Raw genomic sequence first — 21,258 nt, 5'->3', positions numbered from 1 at the left:
ATTTAAATTTTTATTTGTCTGTCTATTTGTTGGTCTAAAGAAATAAAAGTTTCTGTTCTTGAAACTCCTTTTATATTCTGAATATCCTTGTTTAGTAAATGCATTAAATCTTCATTGTTTTTACAAAGTATTTTGATGAAAATAGCATAATTACCAGTTGTATAATGACTTTCAACAACTTCAGGTATTTCTTTTAATCTTTTTATTGCTGATGAATATAAGCTAGATGAATCTAAAAAAACTCCTACAAAAGCCGTGGTATTATAGCCTAAAGCCTTCGGATTTAATACCATTTTGTATCCGTCTATTAAATCGGAAGCATCTAGTTTTCGTAATCGCTGATGAATTGCCGCTCCTGAAATTCCTACTTCTCTAGCAATACTTAAAATAGGCGTACGAGCATCAGAAACCAATCGTTTGATGATAATCTTATCAATTCCATCAATTTTTAATTTTTTAATCATACTACAAAAATAAGAAAACTTGATTAGATAATTATTTTGCTTTATTTTTAGATGTTTTTATCGATTAAATAAGTTTACAGACCTTTTATAAATTGATGTTTAATTTAAAACTTCTTTATTATTAGTAAATTAAATAAGGTTTTTAAAATAGATACGTTTAAATTAGCAGTCCCTAAAAAATATTGATAGCATATTTGGAAAGTATAAAAAGAATGTTTTATTCCAAATTATTGCATAAATATTAATGAGGATATTATTGTGAAAAAATTATGAACAGATCAAAAAAACTAACTTTTTTAGCACCTAAAGATATGACTGAAAGTAAAAGTAAGGGTGCAATTTTTATAGATATGGGTATTTCTGCTGGATTTCCATCACCTGTTGATGATTTTAAAGAAACTCGTATTTCATTAGATGAAGAGTTGATTAAAAATAAAGAAGCAACCTTTTTTGCAAAAGTAAGTGGACAATCAATGATTGGTGCAGGTTTAGATGATAATGATTTGTTAGTGATTGATAGAAGTATTCCGCCAACAAATAACAAAATAGCCGTTTGTTTTTTAGATGGAGAATTTACTGTAAAAAGATTAAGAGTAACCAAAGACGAAATTTGGCTACAACCCGAAAATCCTGATTATCCTGTAATTAAAATTACGGAAGAAAATAATTTTATTATTTGGGGGATTGTAACGAGCGTTATAAAAAAGGTATAACAAAAAAAATCCAGCAAATTTGCTGGATTTTCTTTTATATTATAAATTTTGACTAGCAAAATTCATCGTAAGCTGCTGCTAAATTCTGAGCAATAGCTTGAGCAGAATGACCTTCAATATGGTGACGCTCTAAAATGTGCACTAAACTACCGTCTTTAAATAAAGCAATAGCAGGAGATGATGGAGGAAAAGGTATCATCAATTCTCTAGCTCTAGCAGTAGATTCTTTTTCTACACCTGCAAAAACAGTTGTTAAGTTTGTAGGTCTTTTTTCTGCGCCTAAAGAAGCAATAGCTCCTGGTCTTGCAGTACCTGCAGCACAACCACAAACAGAGTTAACCATTACTAAAGTTGTTCCTTCTTTTGCTAATGCAGTATCAACATCTTGAGCAGTGTATAAAGCGTCAAAACCAGCATCGATTAATTGATCACGCATCGGTTTTACTAATTCTTCTGGGTACATATTTTTTGAGTTAAATAGTTTAACGCAAAGATACTTTATTTAAAAAGAAGAATCAAACCAAAACAATTACTGCTTTTTAGAGGTATTTTATTTTAGCCCCGATTGAAGCAATTGTTTGAGCTCTTTTTTGTTTTTTTCCTTCAAAAAAAATAAAAAAAGCGAGTGCGGAAAGCGGGAAGTAGCTTCAAAATATCTTTATTATTTTTTTTAAAAGGAAATAATTATTTCAAAATGGTATTAATAGTATATTTACATCTTTAAAATTAAAAAATGGGAAAATTTGCAAAATGGCTTGGTGCCGGAGCAGGATTTACAATGGGTGGTCCAATAGGGGCTATTATAGGATTTGCTATAGGTAGTTTTATAGATGGAGTTTCTATAGAAGACTTTAGAAAAGAGCAACGAGAATATCAAGATAATACAGAACCACAAAAAAGAGGTCGTGCTACTTCTGGCGATTTTGAAATAACTTTACTGATTTTAGCTTCTGTCGTTATTAAAGCTGATGGAAGGGTTGATCAGCGAGAGTTAGACTTTGTTCGCTTACATTTTGTAGAAATGTATGGTAAAGAACGAGCGAATCATGCTTTTAAATTGTTTAGTGGTATTATCAAAAAAGAAATATCAACTCGTCAGGTTTGTATGCAAATTCGTCAGCATATGTCGCATGCTTCTCGTTTGCAATTGTTGCATTTTTTATTCGGAATTGCCAAAGCTGATGGACAAGTAACAACACTTGAAGAAGAAGAAATAAGAAAAATTGCAGGTTATTTATATATTAATCAACATGATTATATTTCGATAAAAGCAATGTTTTATGAAGAGGTTGATAGCGCTTATAAAATTTTAGAAATTACAAAACAAGCTACCGATAACGAACTTAAAAAAGCGTATCGAAAAATGGCTAAAAAATATCATCCTGATAAATTAGAAGGTTTAGGAAAAGCTCACAAAGAAGGCGCTAATGAGAAATTTCAAAAAATTCAAGCTGCTTACGAACAAATAAAAAAAGAAAGAGATATTTCTTAAAAAGTAATTAGTTAATTATAAAGCCTTTATTTAAAGGCTTTTTTTTAATGTCAACTATTACAATTACAAGAAAATACGTAATTTCGCAAAATCAATAAATATAAAGAAAAAATGAGTACGAAGTTTACTGAATACAAAGGGCTTAACTTGCCAAATGTTGCGGATGAAATCCTAAATTATTGGAAAGAAAACAACATTTTTGAAAAAAGTATAACTACGCGTGATGATAATAAGCCGTTTATCTTTTTCGAAGGACCTCCTTCGGCAAATGGTTTACCAGGTATTCATCATGCAATGGGACGTACCATTAAAGATATTTTTTGCCGTTATAAAACTTTAAAAGGATTTCAGGTAAAGCGTAAGGCTGGTTGGGATACACATGGTTTACCTGTTGAATTAGGTGTTGAAAAAGAATTAGGAATTACCAAAGAAGATATCGGAACTAAAATTACGGTAGAAGAATACAATATTGCTTGTAAAAAAGCAGTAATGAAATATACTGATATTTGGAATACGCTTACCGAAAAAATGGGTTATTGGGTAGATATGGAAGATCCGTATGTAACTTATAAACCAAAATATATGGAAACTGTTTGGTGGTTGTTAAAGCAAATCTATAATAAAGATTTGATGTATAAAGGATATACAATTCAGCCATATTCACCAAAAGCAGGAACAGGTTTGAGTTCTCATGAGGTGAATCAGCCAGGAGCATATCAAGATGTTACTGATACAACTGTAGTTGCTCAATTTAAAGCAATTACTGAAACTTTACCAAGTGTTTTACAAAACGGAAATGATGTTCATATTTTAGCATGGACAACAACGCCTTGGACATTACCAAGTAATACGGCTTTAACAGTTGGAAATAAAATTGATTATGTTTTAGTAAAAACATTCAATCAATATACTTTTGAGCCTACACAAGTAGTTTTAGGTAAGCCTTTACTTGCAAAACAATTCGCTGGTAAAAAGTTTAAAGCTGTTGAAAGCGAAGCTGATTTAGCAACCTATAAAGCCGAAGATAAACAAATACCTTATTTAGTAATTGCTGAATGTAAAGGTGCTGATTTAGTAGGTACTAAATATGAGCAATTATTACCATATACTTTACCACACGATAATCCTGAAGAAGCTTTTAGAGTAATTTCTGGAGATTTTGTAACCACAGAAGATGGTACAGGAATTGTACACACAGCACCAACTTTTGGAGCTGATGATGCTTTAGTTTGTAAAGATGCAGGTGTGCCTCCAATGTTGGTAAAAGATGAAAATGATAATTTAGTTCCTTTAGTAGATTTACAAGGGAAATTCACCAAGGAAATGGGTGAATTTGCAGGAATGTACGTTAAAAATGAATATTATGCTGATGGAGAAGCTCCTGAACGTTCAGTAGATGTACAAATTGCCATCAAATTAAAAGAAGAAAATAAAGCCTTTAAGGTAGAAAAATATGTCCATAGTTATCCACATTGTTGGAGAACTGATAAGCCTATTTTATATTATCCGTTAGATTCTTGGTTTATTAAAGTAACAGACGTTAAAGAACGTATGCATTCTTTAAATGAAGAAATTAATTGGAAACCTGAATCAACAGGAACAGGTCGTTTTGGAAATTGGTTGAAAAATGCTAATGATTGGAACTTGTCTCGTTCTCGTTTCTGGGGAATTCCGTTGCCAGTTTGGAGAACAGAAGATGGTAAGGAAACCAAAATAGTAGGTTCTGTAGCTGAATTAAAAGAAGAAATGGCACTTGCTGTAAAAGCAGGTGTAATGACTGAAGATATTTTTGCTGATTTTGTTTCAGGAGATATGTCTGATGAAAATTATGACACTATTGATTTACATAAAAATGTAGTTGATAAAATTACATTAGTATCTGCTTCGGGTGAGCCAATGCAACGTGAATCTGATTTAATTGATGTTTGGTTCGATTCAGGTTCTATGCCGTATGCACAATGGCATTATCCGTTTGAAAATAAAGAAATAGTAGAAGAAGGTTGGAAAACTGCCGACTTTATTGCCGAAGGAGTAGACCAAACTCGTGGATGGTTTTATACTTTACACGCTATCGCAACGATGGTTTTTGATGATAAAGCTTATAAAAATGTAGTATCTAACGGATTGGTGTTAGATAAAAATGGACAAAAAATGTCGAAGCGTTTAGGAAATGGTGTTGATCCGTTTACTACCTTAGATAAATATGGTCCTGATGCTACACGTTGGTACATGATTTCAAACGCAAATCCTTGGGATAATTTAAAGTTTGATTTAGATGGAATTACCGAAGTTAGTAGAAAGTTCTTTGGAACTCTTTATAATACCTATTCTTTCTTTAGTTTATATGCTAATTTAGATAACTTCAATTATAGTGAAGCTGAGGTGCCGTTAGCTGAAAGACCAGAAATTGACCGTTGGATTTTATCAGAATTAAATACATTGATTCAAAAAGTAGATGTGTTTTATGCAGAATACGAACCAACAAAAGCAACCAGAGCAATTTCTGATTTTGTACAAGATCATTTAAGTAACTGGTATGTTCGTTTATGTAGAAGACGTTTTTGGAAAGGTGAATATGCACAAGATAAAATATCTGCTTATCAAACTTTATATACTTGTATGCTTACGGTGGCTAAATTGGCATCGCCAGTAGCGCCTTTCTTTATGGATAAATTATATAAAGATTTAATCAGTACTACAAATGGTGAAGGTTTTGAAAGTGTACATTTAGCCGAATTTCCTGTTTGTAATGAGGCTTTAATTGATAAATCATTAGAGCGTCAAATGGAAAATGCACAAACTATTTCTTCTTTAGTCTTATCATTAAGAGCAAAAGAAAAAATTAAAGTACGTCAGCCATTACAAAAAATAATGATTCCTGTTTTAGATGCTACTCAAAAAGAAGAGATTTTAGCAGTTGCTGATTTAATAAAATCAGAAGTAAATGTTAAAGAAATTGAACTTTTAGATGATGCTTCTGATATTTTGGTAAAACAAATTAAACCAAACTTTAAAGCTTTAGGTCCTAAATTTGGTAAGGATATGAAGTTGATTGCTAGTAGGATACAAGTTTTTACTCAGGATGATATTTTAGAAATTGAAAAAGAAGGATGTATTTCTGTTGAGGTTAATGATAAAATGATTACTTTAGAAACCGCTGATGTAGAGATTTTATCTAAAGATATTGAAGGTTGGTTAGTAGCAAATGCAGAAGGTTTAACTGTTGCATTAGATGTTACAATAAACGAAGATTTACGTAAAGAAGGAGTTGCTAGAGAGTTAATCAATAGAATTCAAAATGCACGTAAAGAAACAGGTTTAGAGGTAACAGATAAAATAAAATTAACAATTTTAAAAGCTGCTGATTTACAAAGTTCTGTAACTGTAAACGAAAACTATATAAAAGCTGAAACATTAACTAATGAATTGGTTTTTGTTGATGAATTAGAAAATGGTACAGAAATCGAATTTGATACCATAAAAAGTAAAATGTTAATTGAAAAAGCATAAGTTATGGATAAAAATATTAATATAAGATACTCGGATAGTGATTTACAAGAGTTCAAAGAGATTATTTTAAAAAAAATAAAGAAGTCAGAAGAAGATTTAGAGTTATTACAAGCTTCTTATAAAAATGGTTCAGGTAACGGTACAGAAGATACTTCACCTACATTTAAATCATTTGATGAAGGTTCAGATACAATGGCAAAAGAGGCAAATGTACAATTAGCTTTGCGTCAAGAAAAATTTATTCGTGATTTAAAACACGCTCTAATTCGTATTCAAAATAAAACATACGGAGTTTGTAGAGTTACAGGTAAATTAATTCAAAAAGAACGTTTAAAATTAGTGCCTCATGCTACATTAAGTATTGAAGCTAAACGTAAACAATAATTTTTTTGAATATGTATAATATCAAAAAAAAGCCTCTTTATAGAGGCTTTTTTTGTTTTAAAGCTAATGTTAAGCGATGGAATATTTGTTACCTTTTAGTATTTTTTTTATGTGAAAATCTGATTGTTTTTTCTCAAGAAAAATTACTTAAAACGACAACTGTTTTATCAAATGATATTGAAATAAATACTGATGGTTTAGATGATATTGTTATTGAAAATTCAAAAAGTAATCAAATAGAAGTATTACTTTTAGATGAGAATCCGCATACGCACACTATTTATTTTCAAGAAAAATTAGCTGTTTTAAAAATAGATTTTAATCAAATTTTTGATTACAATGAAGCTGGTGTTTTTAGAAAATATATCACAAAAAGATTGCAAAGAGTTCGTGTTATAGTTAAAGTCCCGAAGAACAAAAATGTTATTATTTATGGAAAAACAATCGGAATTGTTTCTAAAAGTTATCAAGGAGATGTGAAAATTTATATTGATAAAGGTAATGTTCGATTAAATAATGTAAAAGGAAATGCTTTTGTTTCTTTGTTTTTAGGCAATGTTTATGCAAATTTATCTAAAAAAAGTAACATCGATATTAAAACAAATAACGGAGTAATAGGCATAAATAATAATCGTTATGAAGGTAAGATTTATGTTAAAAAAACACAAAAAGAAGTTTCTAATTTTAAAGTAAATACTATTAATGCTAATGTTATTTTAATTACCGAATAAAAACGAATACTTTTCTTATTTTTGTTGCTATTAAATTCAAAAAATGTCTAAAAAAAATATTGCAATATTTACCGTAATCCTGGCGATTCTAATAGATCAAATTAGTAAAATTTATGTAAAAACACATTTTCAACTTGGCGAAGAAGTTGTTGTTTTTGCAGATTGGTTTAAAATCCACTTTACTGAAAATAATGGTATGGCTTGGGGTTTTGAATTTGGTGGTAGAGCAGGTAAATTATTTTTAACATTGTTTAGAGTTATTGCTGTTTCAGGTATTATATATTGGTTGTGGCAAACTATAAAAAGACAAGCTCATACAGCTGTTGTTATTGCTATAGCGTTAGTTTTAGCAGGTGCAATAGGTAATATTATAGACTCTGTTTTTTATGGTGTAATTTTTGATACTTCTTATCATAATGTAGCTACGTTGTTTTCAGACAAACCTTATGGAGAATTATTTTACGGAAAAGTAGTTGATATGCTTTATTTCCCGATGTATGAAGGTGAAAGCTTTACTTTTTTTAACGCTATTTTTAACGGAGCAGATTCTTGGATTAGTATTGGTGTTTTTTTGTTATTTTTATTTAACAAACAAGCATTTCCAAAAGAAGAATAAGACCTGTAAATTATACAAATTCTTGTTTTAATTTAAGATACTTTAATTATATTTATAGCAAAACATCAGGATGCGTCTTCTTAAATATATTGCTATTTTTTTACTAGGTTTTTTAGTTGCCAAATTATGGTACGAAAAACAAGAAGATAAAAAAGTAGAAAAACACGTACACGAAGAAATTCAAGTAGTATTAAATAGTATCCAAAATTTAAGTAAATTAGTTGTTTCGGAAGGGAGTTTTTCTGAAATGTATCATTTTTCTGAAAGTAAAAAATACTTTTACGATTATCTTTCTTTTGAAAAAAAAGCCATATTATCGGTTAATGCAAAAGTTGAAGTTGGTTACGATTTATCAAAATTAGAAATTGAAATTGATAGTATTGGTAAACAAATAATTATTCATAAAATACCAGAAGAATCAGTTGTTATTTCTCCTGAAATTAAATATTTTGATTTACAACAAAGTCAATTTAATACCTTTTCAAAATCAGATTTGAATAACCTGAATACTAAAGCTATTGAAAATATTAAATCGACTATTACAGTTTCTCGATTACAAGTAGAAGCAAAAACACGTTTGTTTGAAGAGCTTTCTAAAATATATCAACTTTCTGCAATTTATAATTGGAAAGTAGTTGATAATACTAAACTTAAAACGAGTATTATATTTGATACTGATTTAATAAAATATTAGGTATAAACAAGCATTATCTATTATTAAAATAGAGTGAAATTCCTAGCCCCGATTGTAGCAATTGTTTGAGCTCTTTTTTGTTTTTTTCTTTAAAAAAAAAATAAAAAAAGCGAGTGCGGAAAGCGGGAAATTGCTACAAATAATCTTTATTTTTTTTAAACTTAATTAGGTAGCTTTTTACTTAGTAATCCGTAGATAAAAGCGCCTAATATTGCACCTAATAAAACAATAATAATTGGAAATACACTATGACCAATTAATACGAAAATAGGAGCAGGGCAAGCTCCTGCTAATGCCCATCCTAAACCAAAAATAGTTCCGCCAATAAGTGTTCTTATAAAACCTTTTTCCTTTTCTTTTATATTGATTTGATTACCGAGATAATCTTTAATTGTACCCTTTTTGAATAAATACATAAAAATCATAGAAAAAGCAACTGCCGAACCTATAATTCCGTACATATGAAAGGATTGAAACTTAAACATTTCGTAGATTCTGTACCATGAAATTGCTTCGGATTTTGTCATTATAATTCCGAAGAAAATACCGATTATTAAAAATTTTATGTTTTTCATATTATCCGAAAATTAAAGGGAAAAAAATCCAAGTCATTAATAATCCTCCTATAAAAAAACCAATTACGGCAATTAAAGAAGGTAGTTGTAAATTGCTTAAACCAGCAATTGCATGTCCTGAGGTACATCCGCCAGCGTATCTAGTACCGAAACCAATTAAAATTCCTGCAATTAATAAAATTGAGAATCCTTTTATAGTAAGCATATTTTCAATGCTGAAAATTTCAGAAGGAACAAAAGAATTTCCTGCATTTTCAAAACCTAAATCTGCTAATTCTTGTACTGTTTTTGGGTTTAATTGAATTGTTTTTGTTGCTGATAAATAATTAATAGCTATGAATCCGCCAATAATTAATCCAATTAAAAAAACAAGCGCCCAATCACGTTCTTTCCAGTCTTTTTTAAAATAATCAGAAATTTTTCCCGCACCAGCAATAGTACAAATGGTTTCTAAATTTCTAGATACTCCAAAGCTTTTTCCGAAGTAAAAGAACAAAAATAGTACAAAAGCAATTAAAGGACCAGAAATATACCATGTCCAAGGTTGTAAAATAATATCCATTATAAGGTTTTTTTAATGTAATCCATTATTGTTTTGGTAGCACCTGTATTTTCAGAAATATATTTTTGGTTGATGCTTCCTAATTTAGTTCTAAACTCTTTTTTGTTTTTTAAAGAAGTGAAAATAGTGGTAAATTCTTGTTCATTCACAACAGTTTTAACTCCGCCTAACTTTAGTAAATCAGTAGCTTCTTGAAACTTTTTATACTTATTTGCTCCAAATACTATTGGTACTCCAAACGTTGCAGGTTCTAATATATTGTGAAGTCCTGTTGCTAATCCTCCGCCTACGTACGCAACATCGGCATACGAGTAAATTTTGGTTAATAAACCGATAGTATCAATAATAAAAACTTGATTTTCTGATAAATTTTGACCTTCTTTTTCAGAATATAAAATTGTTTTTTTGTTGATACTTTCTTGTAATTCTTTTATTTGCTTCTGATTGATATTATGCGGAGCTATTATAAATTTTTCATCGGCTAAAGCATGATTATTAATGTAATTTACTAATAGTTTTTCATCTTCTTTCCAAGTACTTCCTGCAACTAGCGTATAAGTGTCATTTTTAAATTCATTGATAAAATCAAGTGAATTATCTTGTTTTAAAATATCGAGAACTCTATCAAATCTGGTATCGCCAGCAATGGTTATGTTTTCAAAACCAATAGTAGAAAGTAGTTTTTTAGATTCTTTATTCTGAAGATAAAAATGATTAAAAGCATTTAGTTTATCGCGCATAAAACCGCCATGCCATTTAAAAAATGATTGTTTTTTTCTGAAAATCCCTGAAATTAAAATCGTATTAATTCCTTGTTTTCTTACTTCGGATAAAAGATTTGGCCAAAATTCGTATTTGATAATAATGGCTATTTCTGGATGTATTTTATCAATAAATTTTTTAACATTCGATTTTGTATCGAACGGTAAATAACAAACGACATCGGCTAAATTATAATTTTTCCTGATTTCATATCCCGAAGGAGAAAAAAAAGTAACTACTATTTTATGATTTTTATAGCGTTCTTTTAATGCTTCAATAATTGGTCTTCCTTGTTCAAATTCGCCTAACGAAGCAGCATGAAACCAAATAACTTTATCGGTTTTTTGAATGCTATTTAATTTATTGAAAGTTTGTTTTCGTCCATCAACAAAAAGTTTTATTTTTTTATTGAATAAAGCGATAAAGCGAAGTAGTATTGATACTTTAAAAAGTAATAGGTTATAAATAAAATTCATAACGCAAATTTATGAAATAAAAAAATCAGTGAGTTTAATCACTGATTTTTTTATTTTGATGTTTTATTAAGACTTCATTTCAAAATCTTCCATAAATTTAGTGGTATAATTACCAGCAATATAATTAGGATGATCCATTAATTGTCTATGAAAAGGAATTGTAGTTTTAATTCCTTCAATAACATATTCATCTAAAGCACGTTTCATTTTGTTAATTGCTTCTTCACGAGTTTGTGCAGTAACAATTAATTTAGAAATCATAGAATCGTAGTTTGGTGGAATCATATAACCAGCATATACGTGCGTATCAATACGAACTCCATGACCTCCTGGTGCATGATATGAGGTTATTTTTCCTGGAGCAGGTCTAAATCCGTTAAAAGGATCTTCTGCATTAATTCTGCATTCAATAGAGTGTAATTTCGGGAAGTAATTTTTACCTGAAATTGGCACACCTGCTGCTACTAAAATTTGCTCACGAATTAAATCGTAATTAACAACTTCTTCGGTAATAGGGTGCTCAACTTGAATACGTGTATTCATCTCCATAAAGAAGAAGTTACGATGTTTATCAACTAAAAACTCAACAGTTCCAGCACCTTCGTATTTAATGAATTCAGCAGCTTTTACAGCAGCATTACCCATTTTATCACGTAATTCATCCGTCATAAACGGAGAAGGAGTTTCTTCAGTTAATTTTTGATGACGACGTTGTACCGAACAATCTCTTTCAGATAAATGACAAGCTTTACCGTAAGAATCTCCAATAATTTGAATTTCGATATGACGAGGCTCTTCAATAAGCTTTTCCATATACATATCATCATTACCAAAGGCAGCTTTCGATTCTTGACGAGCAGAATCCCACGCATCTTTTAAATCTTCGGCTTTCCAAACAGCACGCATTCCTTTTCCACCACCACCTGCTGATGCTTTTAACATTACAGGATATCCAGTAGCTATAGCTGTTTCTATACAATCTTCAAAAGTTTCGATAACACCCTCACTTCCAGGTACACAAGGTACACCAGCAGCTATCATAGTAGATTTAGCGTTTGCTTTATCTCCCATACGGTCAATCATATCAGGTGAAGCACCAATAAATTTTAAATCATGTTCTTCACATAATTTAGAAAATTTAGCATTTTCTGATAAGAAACCATAACCAGGGTGAATTGCATCTGCATTTGTAATTTCGGCAGCAGCAATAATACGATCCATTTTTAAATAAGATTCGCTACTTGCGGCTGGTCCAATACAAACTGCTTCATCAGCAAATTTTACATGTAAACTTTCTGCATCTGCTTTAGAGTAAACAGCAACAGTTTTGATGCCCATTTCTTTACAGGTTCTAATTACACGTAGTGCAATTTCACCTCTATTGGCAATTAATATCTTTTTAAACATACGTTCTAAAAATTTAAAAACTCCAAATAAAAGAAGTCAAAAAACTTAATTTATTTAGAGTTATATGTTAATTAAGATGGATCTACTAAAAATAACGGTTGATCAAATTCTACCGGAGTAGCATCATCTACTAATACTTTAACGACTTTACCTGAAATTTCAGATTCAATTTCATTAAATAATTTCATTGCTTCAATAACACAAACAGTATCACCTACTTTTACTTCCGTACCTACTTCAGCAAAATTTGGTTTATCTGGTGATGGTTTTCTGTAAAAAGTTCCAATAATTGGAGATTTGATTGTAATATATTTAGAATCCTCCTCTGTAGTAGCTGTTTCATTTGATGCTGCTGCTACTGGTACTGCAGGAGCTTGAGCCATCATTTGAGGAGCTACGCCCATAGGTGCAGCCGTTTGAATAAATGTAGTTTCAGGAGTTTCGCTTCCAGTTTTAATGGTGATTTTAATATCTTCCATTTCTAACTTCACTTCACTTGCACCTGATTTTGCTACAAATTTTATAAGACTTTGAATTTCTTTAATATCCATATTCCTAATTTTAGTTGTTTGGTTTTTTATGAATTGTATGCCCATTTTAAATAGATAGCTCCCCATGTGAAGCCTCCACCAAATGCAGCAAAAATTAAATTATTTCCTTTTTTTAGATCTTTTTCATAATCTGCAAGTAATAAAGGTAAAGTAGCTGAAGTGGTATTTCCATATTTATGGATATTTACCATTACTTTTTCAGAATCTAAACCGACTCTATTAGCAGTCGCTTCAATAATACGATTATTTGCTTGGTGTGGTACTAACCAATCTACATCATCTTTTGAAAGATTGTTTCTTGTTAGCATTTTTTCAGAAACATCTGCCATCCTAGAAACTGCGTACTTAAATACAGTTCTACCTTCTTGAGTTATAAAATGCTCACCATTTTTAATTGTTTCTTCTGATGCTGGAGCAATAGAACCTCCTGCATGAATTTTTAAGAAATTTCTACCAACTCCATCACTTCTTAAGTATTCATCTTGTAAACCTAATCCTTCTAAGTTTGGTTCAAATAATGCAGCACCAGCTCCATCACCAAAAATAATACAAGTAGCTCTGTCTGTATAATCAATAACAGATGACATTTTATCAGCACCTATTAATAATACTTTTTTATAACGACCACTTTCTATGTACCTAGAAGCTGTAGACATTCCGAATAAAAAACTAGAACAAGCAGCTTGTAAATCGTAAGAAAAAGCATTTACAGCACCTATTTCAGTAGCTGTATAAGCAGCAGTAGAGGCAACTAACATATCTGGAGTTGCAGTAGCTACAATTACCATATCAATCTCTTTTGGATCGATATTAGATTTTTTTATTAAATCTTGAGCAGCTTTGATAGCCATATAAGAAGTTCCCTTATCTTTATCTTTAAGTATTCTTCTTTCTTTTATCCCTGTTCTGCTAGTGATCCATTCATCATTAGTATCAACCATTGTTTCTAGCTCCTTATTAGTTAAGGCGTATTCAGGAACAAATTTCCCTACTGCGGAAATAGCTGCAGTTATTTTAGTCATAATTGTTTATTTATAGGTAAAATCAGTTTTCAAAAGTAATGAAAAATATATCAGCTTTTAAAAGATAAAACATCAATTAAGTCAATTTATAATATAAAACCCAAAAAAACCCTCTAAAAGAGGGTTTTTTTATTATGTAAAAACTATTTTTTAAGCTTCAACTGCAGCGCTTTCTAATACTACTTGACCTCTGTAGTATAATTTCCCTTCATGCCAGTGAGCTCTGTGGTATAAATGAGCTTCTCCAGTTGTAGGATCAACAGCTATTTGAGGTACAGAAGCTTTATAATGAGTTCTTCTTTTATCTCTTCTAGTTTTCGATATTTTTCTCTTTGGATGTGCCATTATATTTTATTTATCTGTTAGTAAATTCTTTAATTTATCCCATCTAGGGTCTGTTGGTATTTCAACAGTTTTTTCTTCGTTTATTCTTAATTTATTTAATCTATCTAAAGCTTCAGATTTCATCGTGCCATTTAAAACATCTGGATGAACTCTTTTACTTGGAACTGATAAAACAATTAACTCATATATATATTGAGCTACGTTTAATTGATATCTTTCGTGTGGAAGTATCAAAATTTCATCGTGTTCGTCATTATATTCAGGTCCGAATTGAACAACTAAATTTAAAGTACCATCTATTTTTAAATCAAATGGTTCGCCAGTAGTGTCACAAGGTACGTTTACAGTCCCTTTTATGGTAAAATAAAGTTCCAGTAAGGTACTTTTTTTTACAAAATCAATACTAGCTTCTAAATTTGCATCGTCAAATTCATCAAACTGAAAAGCTTTAAAGAACGTCTTGCCAATTTGATACGTAAACAAATGACGTCCTTCTTTTAAACCTACAAAAGGTATATCGAATTCTTTTAAGTCTTTCATCTGTAATATCAATTTGAGCTTGCAAAGATATGAAAAATGTTTATATTTTTATATTTTACATAAAAAAAAAAACTATTTTACTTTTAAAACATTTTTTGTTAGTTCAGCATACTCTTTTCGGTTCTTAAATATTTGTAATGAGGTGAATAAAGCTTCTTTGAAAGAAGATGGATTTGCTTTGTTTTTACCTGCAATATCAAAACCTGTTCCGTGATCTGGCGAGGTTCTTACTTTGTTTAATCCTGCAGTAAAGTTTACGCCATTTCCGAAAGATAATGCTTTAAAAGGTGCTAAACCTTGATCGTGATACATTGCTAAAACACCATCAAATTGCTTATATGTTTCAGATCCAAAAAAACCATCGGCAGCATAAGGACCAAAAACTAACTTTCCTGATTCTTTAATTTCTGCTATTGTTGGGCGTACAATTTCATTGTCTTCATCACCTATAAGTCCGTTATCGCCACAATGAGGATTTAATCCTAAGATAGCAATTTTTGGTTTAGTAATACCAAAATCTTGCTTTAATGATGCGTGCATAATTTCCACTTTCTCCTTAATTAATTCAGAAGTAATACTTTCTGCAACTTTTGAAATAGGAATATGACCTGTAATTAAACCAACTCTTAATTTGTCAGTCATTAAAATCATTAAACTTTTTCCTTCTAAATTTTCTTCTAAATATTCGGTATGCCCTGGAAAGTTAAATTCTTCTGATTGAATATTTTCTTTACTGATTGGCGCAGTAAGTAAAATATCAACATGATTATTTTTTAAAGCATCGGTAGCTGCTTCAAGTGATTTATATGCAAATTTACCTCCAGCATCGGTTATTTTACCTAATTCAATTTTAACTTCATCTCTCCAAGAATTCATTAAATTGATTTTATCATGGGCAATTTTATCAATCGAATTGATAGCATAAATGTTATTGTTCAATTTTAGGTTTTTCTTATGATAAGAAACCAACCTATTAGAAGCAAATAAAACAGGGGTACAAAAATCAAGCATGCGCTTGTCTTCAAAAGTTTTTAAAATAATTTCAATACCAATTCCGTTTATATCTCCAACTGAAATTCCAACAATAATTTTTCTTGTATTACTATCCATAGTTATTTTAGTACGTAAAGTTGTATTTTTGAAACAAACAAAAGTAACTAAAATTTAGAGAATGTTTACAGGAATCATTGAAACTCTTGGAATCGTAAAAAATATAACCAAGGATAAAGAAAATTTACATATTACTATTTTAAGTGATATTACTAAAGAATTAAAAATTGATCAAAGTGTGGCGCACAATGGTGTTTGTTTAACTGTTGTTGATATAAAAGATGACCAATATACCGTTACCGCAATTAAAGAAACACTTGATAAAACCACTACTGGAGCTTTAGAAGTAGGAAGTCAGGTAAATCTTGAAAGAGCGATGAAATTAGGCGCTCGTTTAGATGGTCATATTGTACAAGGACATGTTGACAGAACAGGTGTTTGTAAGGCGATAAAAGAGGAGGGAGGAAGCACTGTTTTTACTTTTTCTTATGATTTTGATGGTGAAAATATTACTATTGAAAAAGGGTCGATTACTATAAATGGCGTAAGTTTAACGGTTGTAAATTCAAAGAAAGATGAATTTAGTGTTGCTATAATTCCATATACATTGGCGCATACGAATTTTAAAGACTTTAAAATAGGTAGTAAAATTAATTTAGAATTTGATGTTATTGGTAAATATGTAGCCCGATTAACACAGTTGAAATAAATAAAATCGTTTTGAATAGATAGTTATATCGATATAAAAATCTGATTATGAGTAATTCGTAGTCAGATTTTTTTTATCAAAATTTTTAGTAAAAATCATTATCTAACTACAAAAATTTGAGACAAAATACAATAAACTTGTTTTTAAAATACAACTGTTAGCTACCAGTTTATTTGTTTAATGTTACTATTTTCAAGTAGATTATTTAATTCAGAAACCTAAATAAATTACATTTGAATAATAGTCATTTGAAAAGAGAGTATGGGAAATAGATTAGACAATAAAATTGCTATTGTTACAGGTAGCGCAAGAGGGATAGGAAAAGCGATTACAAAATTATTTATGCAAGAAGGTGCTATTGTTATAGCAACAGATAAAGATGTAGCAGAATTAGAAAAAACAGCAAAAGAATTTTCTTCAATAAAAAACGGTAGAATATTAACCTACGAAGTAGATATTACAAATAAAACTCATATTGAATCGGTAGTTAAAAAAACAATTGAACAGTTTAATCGTATTGATATTTTAATAAACAATGCAGGTAAAAATGTTTTTGAAGATCCAATGAATATTACGAGTGAACAATGGGAACTTTGTTATAACTTAAATTTAAAAGGAAGTTGGAATTGTTCACAAACAGTATTACCTTTTTTTATTAAACAACAATATGGTAATGTAGTAAATATCGCTTCGGTACACGGGCATAAAATTATAAAAGATTGTTTTCCTTATCCAGTATTTAAACACGGACTTATCGGTTTAACAAATTCTTTAGCAATTCAATATGCTTCACAAAATATTCGTTTTAATTCAATTTCTCCAGGGTTGATATTAACGCCTGCGATTGAAGATAGTTTTAATGCATCACCAAATCCTGAAGCTGAAAAAAAAGAACAAGAAGATATTTTGCCTTGTAAAAGAATTGGTACACCAGAAGAAGTAGCGCATACAGCATTGTTTTTAGCGAGTGACGAAGCTCGTTTTATAAATGCTACGGATATTTTAATTGATGGTGGACGTTCTAAAATTTATCATGATTAACCAAAGGTTTTAAAAAATGATACATAATATTAATGTGGTTTCTCATGCGCCACAGAATACTTTAGGAGAAACACCTATTTACTGCGATTATCTTCAAAAAGTTATTTGGGTAGATATTCTAGAAAATAGTATTTACACATTAGACATTGCTACATTAAAAATTAATACAATAAAACTTCCTTTTTTATGTAGTGCGGCATTGCCAACTACTAAAAAAGGAATTTTGCTTTTAGTTACTGAAAATGGAGTTTTATCTTTTGATTTATTAACAGAAATAGTTGTTAAAAAATGGATTGATTTCCCTGAAAAAGATACTCGCCCAAATGAAGCGCAAATTTCGCCAAATGGTGATTTGTTTTTTGGAACGATGGATTATGATGCAAAACCGAATAAAGGTTCTTGGTATCGTTTTTCATCAAAAGAAACCAAATTAGTATTATTAGAAAGTAACGTTAGTATTCCTAATACCTTAGCTTTTTTTGATGATGAGGTTCTTTTTGGAGATACCGCTACCAATCAATTTTTTATAGACAAAGCCAATGCAATTAATTGGAATGATAAAAAAAGTTGTACTCCTAAAATTGAAGCAGGAGGTATGGATGGTTCTTATTTTTCAGGTGATAATTATTTAATAAACGCTCGTTGGGGATTATCAAAAACTACTGTTTTTGATGTTTTTAAGAATATGAATACTCATGCTGAATTTGAATTGCCAGTAAAACAACCGACAAGCTGTGTTATTTATCCATCAAAAAATGGAAATAAAATACTTTTTACCTCTGCAAAAGTAGGATTAGAAAATCCATCTGAAAATGAAGGTAAAATTAGTATCGCAGATACTACTTATAAAACAAGAACTATAAACAGATTTAAACTTTAAAACCTTAAAATTTTAATGAATAAATATATAGCCATAGATTGGGGATCGACAAATTTACGTGGATACTTTATTGAAAATAATAGGGTAACAAATACATATTCATCAGAAAAAGGTGTAAAAAACATTGCTGATAAATTAGAATATACCGCTATTTTATCAACAATTATTAAAACTTTTTCAGCTTCTGAAAATACACCAATATTACTAAGTGGTATGGTTGGTGGAGCTGCTGGTTGGATAGATACTGCTTACGTTAATTGTCCTTTTAGTATCAATAATACATCAAAAAATATTATTAATATAGAAGAGGATATTATCATTAATCCTGTTTATATGTATCCAGGGCTTTGTATTAAAAATGAAGAAAAGGATGCGTACGGGGTAATGAGAGGTGAAGAAATTCAGCTAATCGGTGCTTTAAAAAATGAAGCGTATGATCTTTTAATTTTACCAGGAACACATAGTAAATGGGTTCATGTTATAAATAAAGACAATACACCTATTATTGATTCATTTTCAACAGTAATGACAGGTGAATTATATGAAGTTTTATTACATAATTCTCTTTTAGGAATGGTTGAAGATAAAAAAACATTCTCTTTAAAAGGATTTCATAAAGGACTTCAAACAGCAAAAAATTCTGATGCGATTATAGCGTCATTATTTTCTACCAGAGCAAAGCTATTGCTAGGTGGTATTGACAAAACAGAAGTTCCTGCATATCTTTCAGGGATGCTTATCGGAAATGAAGTAAAAAGTCAATTAGCTCAAATTACAGCTGATAAAAAAATAGGTGTAGTTGCTAATAAACATCTTAGTGAGTTATATGAACTAGCTTTTCAATCATTTAATTTAAACAATGTTAATTTCTTGGACGTTCAAGAAGTTACTATTCAGGGATATAATACTATAGCACATGATTTCATTAGATAAAATTGAATTGCCATTAATTGCCATTTTAAGAGGGATTAAACCAACAGAAGTACTTGAACATGCGAAAGCATTATTTGAGGTAGGTTTCCGATTTATTGAAATTCCTACAAATTCGCCTGATTGGGATAAAAGCGTTGAAATTTTACAAAATCATTTTGATAATACTGCTTTTATAGGTGCAGGTACTGTTATTACTGAAGCGCATCTTGATACTTTAATTTCGTTAGATGCTAAATTGATGGTAAGCCCAAATATTAATATAGATATTTTGACTAAAAGTGTTGCTAATAATATGGTTAGTTGTGTAGGAGCTTTAACACCAACAGAAGTAATTGCAGCTAGTCAAGGAGGAGCTACTGTTGTAAAAGTTTTTCCAGCAGGTAGTATGGGACTAAATTATTGTAAAGCTATTATGGCTATTGCTCCTAAAAATCAACAATATTATTGCGTTGGAGGAATCAATCCAGCAAATTTAAGCGATTATCTAAAGTTAGGATTTAACGGTGCAGGATTAGGTGGAGATTTATACAAACCAAATCAATCAGTTGAAACAACTAAAGATAAAGCAACACAATTTTATAACGCATATATAAATTACAAAAATGAAAATTACAGGAATTAGATTATATAAAGTTGCACCACGCTGGCAGTTTTTAGCTATTGATACTGATGAAGGTATTACAGGTTGGGGAGAACCAGTTTTAGAAGGTCGTGTAGATACTGTTCAAGCAGCAGTGAAAGAATTAAGTCCTTATTTAATAGGGAAAGACCCAAGTAGAATAAATGATATTTGGAATGTACTTTATAGAGGTGGATTTTACAGAGGTGGAGGTATTTTAATGTCTGCTATTTCAGGAATTGACCAAGCTTTATGGGATATTAAAGGAAAAGTGATGAATCAACCAGTATATGAATTACTAGGTGGTTTGTGTCGTGATAAAATGAAATTATACAACTGGGTTGGAGGAGATAATCCTTCGGATGAAGTTGATGATATCAAGTTATATAAAGAAAAAGGATTTGACACTTTTAAGTTAAACGGAACAGGAAAATTGAAAATGATTGATTCTAACAGAGCAATTGATCAAGTAATTTCAAGAATAGATACTATTCGTGCTGCTTTTGGAAATACCATCGATTTTGGATTAGATTTTCACGGAAGAGTAAGTACACCAATGGCAAGTGTGTTAATTAAAGAGTTAGAACCGTATCGCCCTTTATTTATTGAAGAGCCTGTTTTACATGATTATTCTGAAAATTATGCACGTTTAGCAGCTAAAACAAGTATTCCTATTGCTGCAGGTGAAAGAATGTTTAGTCGATACGATTTTAAAAGAATTTTTGAACAAGGTGGATTAGGTATTGTTCAGCCCGATTTATCACATGCAGGAGGTATTACAGAATGTTTAAAAATAGCATCAATGGCAGAAGCTTATGATGTTGCTTTAGCACCTCATTGTCCGTTAGGACCTGTTGCTTTAGCGGCTTGTTTGGCTATTGATTTTGTATCGCCAAATGCTATTATTCAAGAGCAATCAATGGGGATTCATTATAACAAAGGAACTGCTGAACTTATTGATTATGTGAAAAATAAAGAAGATTTTGAATATATTGATGGATATATAAAACCCTTACCAAAACCAGGTTTAGGTGTTGTTATAGATGAAGAAGCCGTTATTGAAGCTGATAAGAAATTTGATGTTGATTGGAAAAATCCTATTTGGAGACATGAAGATGGTTCTTTTGCTGAGTGGTAAAAAACTTATTTCATCATAAAAAATAAAAAAAACCGCTAACATTT

24 protein-coding genes are annotated in these 21,258 nt (G+C 30.2%); 13 read left to right on the top strand and 11 right to left on the bottom strand.

The window, feature by feature from the left end; genetic code table 11:
- Positions 1-2: 2 nt before the first annotated feature.
- Positions 3-464: an Lrp/AsnC ligand binding domain-containing protein gene (locus tag AB0T67_RS06335; RefSeq protein WP_058885880.1), complete on the bottom strand. Its 462-nt coding sequence runs from the start codon at positions 462-464 to the stop codon at positions 3-5.
- 269 nt (positions 465-733) lie between these two features.
- On the opposite strand from AB0T67_RS06335, the gene AB0T67_RS06330 reads away from it, so the two are divergent.
- Positions 734-1,177: a LexA family protein gene (locus AB0T67_RS06330; RefSeq protein ID WP_369219610.1), complete on the top strand. Its 444-nt coding sequence runs from the start codon at positions 734-736 to the stop codon at positions 1,175-1,177.
- A gap of 52 nt (positions 1,178-1,229) precedes the next feature.
- Here the strand turns inward: AB0T67_RS06330 and AB0T67_RS06325 are convergent, their stop codons facing one another.
- A complete protein-coding gene (locus tag AB0T67_RS06325) occupies positions 1,230-1,640 on the bottom strand; it encodes a BrxA/BrxB family bacilliredoxin (RefSeq protein WP_271231297.1) in 411 nt (136 codons plus the stop codon).
- Between the two features lie 270 nt (positions 1,641-1,910).
- Here AB0T67_RS06325 and AB0T67_RS06320 point away from each other — a divergent pair, with 270 nt between their 5' ends.
- The 6 genes from AB0T67_RS06320 to AB0T67_RS06295 all read left to right on the top strand — a co-directional run bounded on the left by AB0T67_RS06320 (position 1,911) and on the right by AB0T67_RS06295 (position 8,604).
- Complete coding sequence (locus tag AB0T67_RS06320; protein WP_369219609.1) at positions 1,911-2,669, top strand: TerB family tellurite resistance protein; 759 nt, start codon at positions 1,911-1,913, stop codon at positions 2,667-2,669.
- Between the two features lie 111 nt (positions 2,670-2,780).
- Complete coding sequence (gene ileS / locus AB0T67_RS06315) at positions 2,781-6,179, top strand: isoleucine--tRNA ligase (RefSeq protein ID WP_369219608.1); 3,399 nt, start codon at positions 2,781-2,783, stop codon at positions 6,177-6,179.
- Positions 6,180-6,182: 3 nt separating this feature from the next.
- Entirely contained in the window at positions 6,183-6,563 is a 381-nt protein-coding gene (locus tag AB0T67_RS06310) for a TraR/DksA family transcriptional regulator (protein WP_369219607.1), read from the top strand.
- 11 nt (positions 6,564-6,574) lie between these two features.
- Positions 6,575-7,294 carry a hypothetical protein gene (locus AB0T67_RS06305; RefSeq protein WP_369219606.1) on the top strand — a complete coding sequence of 240 codons (720 nt, stop codon included), beginning with the start codon at positions 6,575-6,577 and terminating at the stop codon, positions 7,292-7,294.
- 43 nt (positions 7,295-7,337) lie between these two features.
- Positions 7,338-7,910, top strand: coding sequence for a lipoprotein signal peptidase (locus AB0T67_RS06300; protein ID WP_369219605.1), 573 nt, complete (start codon positions 7,338-7,340; stop codon positions 7,908-7,910).
- Positions 7,911-7,980: 70 nt separating this feature from the next.
- The gene (locus AB0T67_RS06295; protein ID WP_369219604.1) at positions 7,981-8,604 is read left to right on the top strand and encodes a DUF4230 domain-containing protein; all 624 of its coding nucleotides are present in this window, start codon (positions 7,981-7,983) and stop codon (positions 8,602-8,604) included.
- A gap of 161 nt (positions 8,605-8,765) precedes the next feature.
- Here AB0T67_RS06295 and AB0T67_RS06290 read toward each other — a convergent pair whose 3' ends face one another.
- The 9 genes from AB0T67_RS06290 to pdxA all read right to left on the bottom strand — a co-directional run bounded on the left by AB0T67_RS06290 (position 8,766) and on the right by pdxA (position 15,954).
- Positions 8,766-9,179 (bottom strand): DUF6691 family protein, encoded by a 414-nt coding sequence (locus AB0T67_RS06290; RefSeq protein WP_369219603.1) that lies wholly within the window; start codon positions 9,177-9,179, stop codon positions 8,766-8,768.
- 1 nt (position 9,180) lies between these two features.
- Positions 9,181-9,741 (bottom strand): YeeE/YedE family protein, encoded by a 561-nt coding sequence (locus tag AB0T67_RS06285; protein WP_369219602.1) that lies wholly within the window; start codon positions 9,739-9,741, stop codon positions 9,181-9,183.
- Positions 9,741-10,979, bottom strand: a complete 1,239-nt coding sequence (locus tag AB0T67_RS06280; RefSeq protein WP_369219601.1) for a 3-deoxy-D-manno-octulosonic acid transferase — start codon at positions 10,977-10,979, stop codon at positions 9,741-9,743. The genes AB0T67_RS06285 and AB0T67_RS06280 overlap by 1 nt, the downstream gene beginning before the upstream one ends.
- Positions 10,980-11,045: 66 nt before the next feature.
- Positions 11,046-12,386, bottom strand: a complete 1,341-nt coding sequence (gene accC / locus AB0T67_RS06275) for an acetyl-CoA carboxylase biotin carboxylase subunit (protein ID WP_369219600.1) — start codon at positions 12,384-12,386, stop codon at positions 11,046-11,048.
- 71 nt (positions 12,387-12,457) lie between these two features.
- Positions 12,458-12,937, bottom strand: a complete 480-nt coding sequence (gene accB, locus AB0T67_RS06270) for an acetyl-CoA carboxylase biotin carboxyl carrier protein (RefSeq protein WP_369219599.1) — start codon at positions 12,935-12,937, stop codon at positions 12,458-12,460.
- Between the two features lie 26 nt (positions 12,938-12,963).
- The gene (locus AB0T67_RS06265) at positions 12,964-13,959 is read right to left on the bottom strand and encodes a beta-ketoacyl-ACP synthase III (protein ID WP_369219598.1); all 996 of its coding nucleotides are present in this window, start codon (positions 13,957-13,959) and stop codon (positions 12,964-12,966) included.
- Positions 13,960-14,109: 150 nt separating this feature from the next.
- Positions 14,110-14,304: a 50S ribosomal protein L32 gene (rpmF, locus tag AB0T67_RS06260; protein WP_271231309.1), complete on the bottom strand. Its 195-nt coding sequence runs from the start codon at positions 14,302-14,304 to the stop codon at positions 14,110-14,112.
- Between the two features lie 6 nt (positions 14,305-14,310).
- On the bottom strand, positions 14,311-14,844 hold the full coding sequence (locus AB0T67_RS06255) for a YceD family protein (RefSeq protein WP_369219597.1): 534 nt from the start codon (positions 14,842-14,844) through the stop codon (positions 14,311-14,313).
- Between the two features lie 72 nt (positions 14,845-14,916).
- On the bottom strand, positions 14,917-15,954 hold the full coding sequence (gene pdxA, locus AB0T67_RS06250) for a 4-hydroxythreonine-4-phosphate dehydrogenase PdxA (RefSeq protein WP_369219596.1): 1,038 nt from the start codon (positions 15,952-15,954) through the stop codon (positions 14,917-14,919).
- A 61-nt stretch (positions 15,955-16,015) separates the two neighbouring features.
- Here pdxA and AB0T67_RS06245 point away from each other — a divergent pair, with 61 nt between their 5' ends.
- The 6 genes from AB0T67_RS06245 (at position 16,016) to dgoD (ending at position 21,214) form a co-directional block, all read left to right on the top strand.
- Entirely contained in the window at positions 16,016-16,603 is a 588-nt protein-coding gene (locus AB0T67_RS06245) for a riboflavin synthase (protein ID WP_369219595.1), read from the top strand.
- Between the two features lie 261 nt (positions 16,604-16,864).
- Positions 16,865-17,644, top strand: coding sequence for an SDR family oxidoreductase (locus AB0T67_RS06240; protein WP_369219594.1), 780 nt, complete (start codon positions 16,865-16,867; stop codon positions 17,642-17,644).
- 16 nt (positions 17,645-17,660) lie between these two features.
- Complete coding sequence (locus AB0T67_RS06235; RefSeq protein ID WP_369219593.1) at positions 17,661-18,524, top strand: SMP-30/gluconolactonase/LRE family protein; 864 nt, start codon at positions 17,661-17,663, stop codon at positions 18,522-18,524.
- Between the two features lie 15 nt (positions 18,525-18,539).
- Positions 18,540-19,457 (top strand): 2-dehydro-3-deoxygalactonokinase, encoded by a 918-nt coding sequence (locus tag AB0T67_RS06230; protein ID WP_369219592.1) that lies wholly within the window; start codon positions 18,540-18,542, stop codon positions 19,455-19,457.
- A complete protein-coding gene (locus AB0T67_RS06225) occupies positions 19,441-20,079 on the top strand; it encodes a 2-dehydro-3-deoxy-6-phosphogalactonate aldolase (RefSeq protein ID WP_369219591.1) in 639 nt (212 codons plus the stop codon). The genes AB0T67_RS06230 and AB0T67_RS06225 overlap by 17 nt, the downstream gene beginning before the upstream one ends.
- Positions 20,060-21,214 (top strand): galactonate dehydratase, encoded by a 1,155-nt coding sequence (gene dgoD / locus AB0T67_RS06220; RefSeq protein WP_369219590.1) that lies wholly within the window; start codon positions 20,060-20,062, stop codon positions 21,212-21,214. Before AB0T67_RS06225 ends, dgoD begins: the two co-directional genes overlap by 20 nt.
- Positions 21,215-21,258 lie beyond the last annotated feature (44 nt).

Source organism: Tenacibaculum salmonis, assembly GCF_041053065.1.
Lineage (GTDB): Bacteria > Bacteroidota > Bacteroidia > Flavobacteriales > Flavobacteriaceae > Polaribacter > Polaribacter pacificus_A.
Note: the sequence above shows the minus strand (reverse complement) of the source record. Positions and strands in the feature narration are given on the sequence as shown.

Excerpts from the sequence above, each read along its gene's own strand:
- AB0T67_RS06225 (WP_369219591.1), top strand. The coding sequence starts at position 19,441 with ATGATTTCATTAGATAAAATTGAATTGCCATTAATTGCCATTTTAAGA.
- AB0T67_RS06325 (WP_271231297.1), bottom strand. The coding sequence starts at position 1,640 with ATGTACCCAGAAGAATTAGTAAAACCGATGCGTGATCAATTAATCGAT.
- AB0T67_RS06240 (WP_369219594.1), top strand. The coding sequence starts at position 16,865 with ATGGGAAATAGATTAGACAATAAAATTGCTATTGTTACAGGTAGCGCA.
- AB0T67_RS06295 (WP_369219604.1), top strand. The coding sequence starts at position 7,981 with ATGCGTCTTCTTAAATATATTGCTATTTTTTTACTAGGTTTTTTAGTT.
- AB0T67_RS06305 (WP_369219606.1), top strand. The coding sequence starts at position 6,575 with ATGTATAATATCAAAAAAAAGCCTCTTTATAGAGGCTTTTTTTGTTTT.
- accC (WP_369219600.1), bottom strand. The coding sequence starts at position 12,386 with ATGTTTAAAAAGATATTAATTGCCAATAGAGGTGAAATTGCACTACGT.
- AB0T67_RS06300 (WP_369219605.1), top strand. The coding sequence starts at position 7,338 with ATGTCTAAAAAAAATATTGCAATATTTACCGTAATCCTGGCGATTCTA.
- AB0T67_RS06235 (WP_369219593.1), top strand. The coding sequence starts at position 17,661 with ATGATACATAATATTAATGTGGTTTCTCATGCGCCACAGAATACTTTA.
- dgoD (WP_369219590.1), top strand. The coding sequence starts at position 20,060 with ATGAAAATTACAGGAATTAGATTATATAAAGTTGCACCACGCTGGCAG.
- ileS (WP_369219608.1), top strand. The coding sequence starts at position 2,781 with ATGAGTACGAAGTTTACTGAATACAAAGGGCTTAACTTGCCAAATGTT.
- AB0T67_RS06320 (WP_369219609.1), top strand. The coding sequence starts at position 1,911 with ATGGGAAAATTTGCAAAATGGCTTGGTGCCGGAGCAGGATTTACAATG.
- AB0T67_RS06285 (WP_369219602.1), bottom strand. The coding sequence starts at position 9,741 with ATGGATATTATTTTACAACCTTGGACATGGTATATTTCTGGTCCTTTA.
- rpmF (WP_271231309.1), bottom strand. The coding sequence starts at position 14,304 with ATGGCACATCCAAAGAGAAAAATATCGAAAACTAGAAGAGATAAAAGA.
- AB0T67_RS06335 (WP_058885880.1), bottom strand. The coding sequence starts at position 464 with ATGATTAAAAAATTAAAAATTGATGGAATTGATAAGATTATCATCAAA.
- AB0T67_RS06290 (WP_369219603.1), bottom strand. The coding sequence starts at position 9,179 with ATGAAAAACATAAAATTTTTAATAATCGGTATTTTCTTCGGAATTATA.
- pdxA (WP_369219596.1), bottom strand. The coding sequence starts at position 15,954 with ATGGATAGTAATACAAGAAAAATTATTGTTGGAATTTCAGTTGGAGAT.
- accB (WP_369219599.1), bottom strand. The coding sequence starts at position 12,937 with ATGGATATTAAAGAAATTCAAAGTCTTATAAAATTTGTAGCAAAATCA.
- AB0T67_RS06230 (WP_369219592.1), top strand. The coding sequence starts at position 18,540 with ATGAATAAATATATAGCCATAGATTGGGGATCGACAAATTTACGTGGA.
- AB0T67_RS06265 (WP_369219598.1), bottom strand. The coding sequence starts at position 13,959 with ATGACTAAAATAACTGCAGCTATTTCCGCAGTAGGGAAATTTGTTCCT.
- AB0T67_RS06330 (WP_369219610.1), top strand. The coding sequence starts at position 734 with ATGAACAGATCAAAAAAACTAACTTTTTTAGCACCTAAAGATATGACT.
- AB0T67_RS06280 (WP_369219601.1), bottom strand. The coding sequence starts at position 10,979 with ATGAATTTTATTTATAACCTATTACTTTTTAAAGTATCAATACTACTT.
- AB0T67_RS06255 (WP_369219597.1), bottom strand. The coding sequence starts at position 14,844 with ATGAAAGACTTAAAAGAATTCGATATACCTTTTGTAGGTTTAAAAGAA.
- AB0T67_RS06245 (WP_369219595.1), top strand. The coding sequence starts at position 16,016 with ATGTTTACAGGAATCATTGAAACTCTTGGAATCGTAAAAAATATAACC.
- AB0T67_RS06310 (WP_369219607.1), top strand. The coding sequence starts at position 6,183 with ATGGATAAAAATATTAATATAAGATACTCGGATAGTGATTTACAAGAG.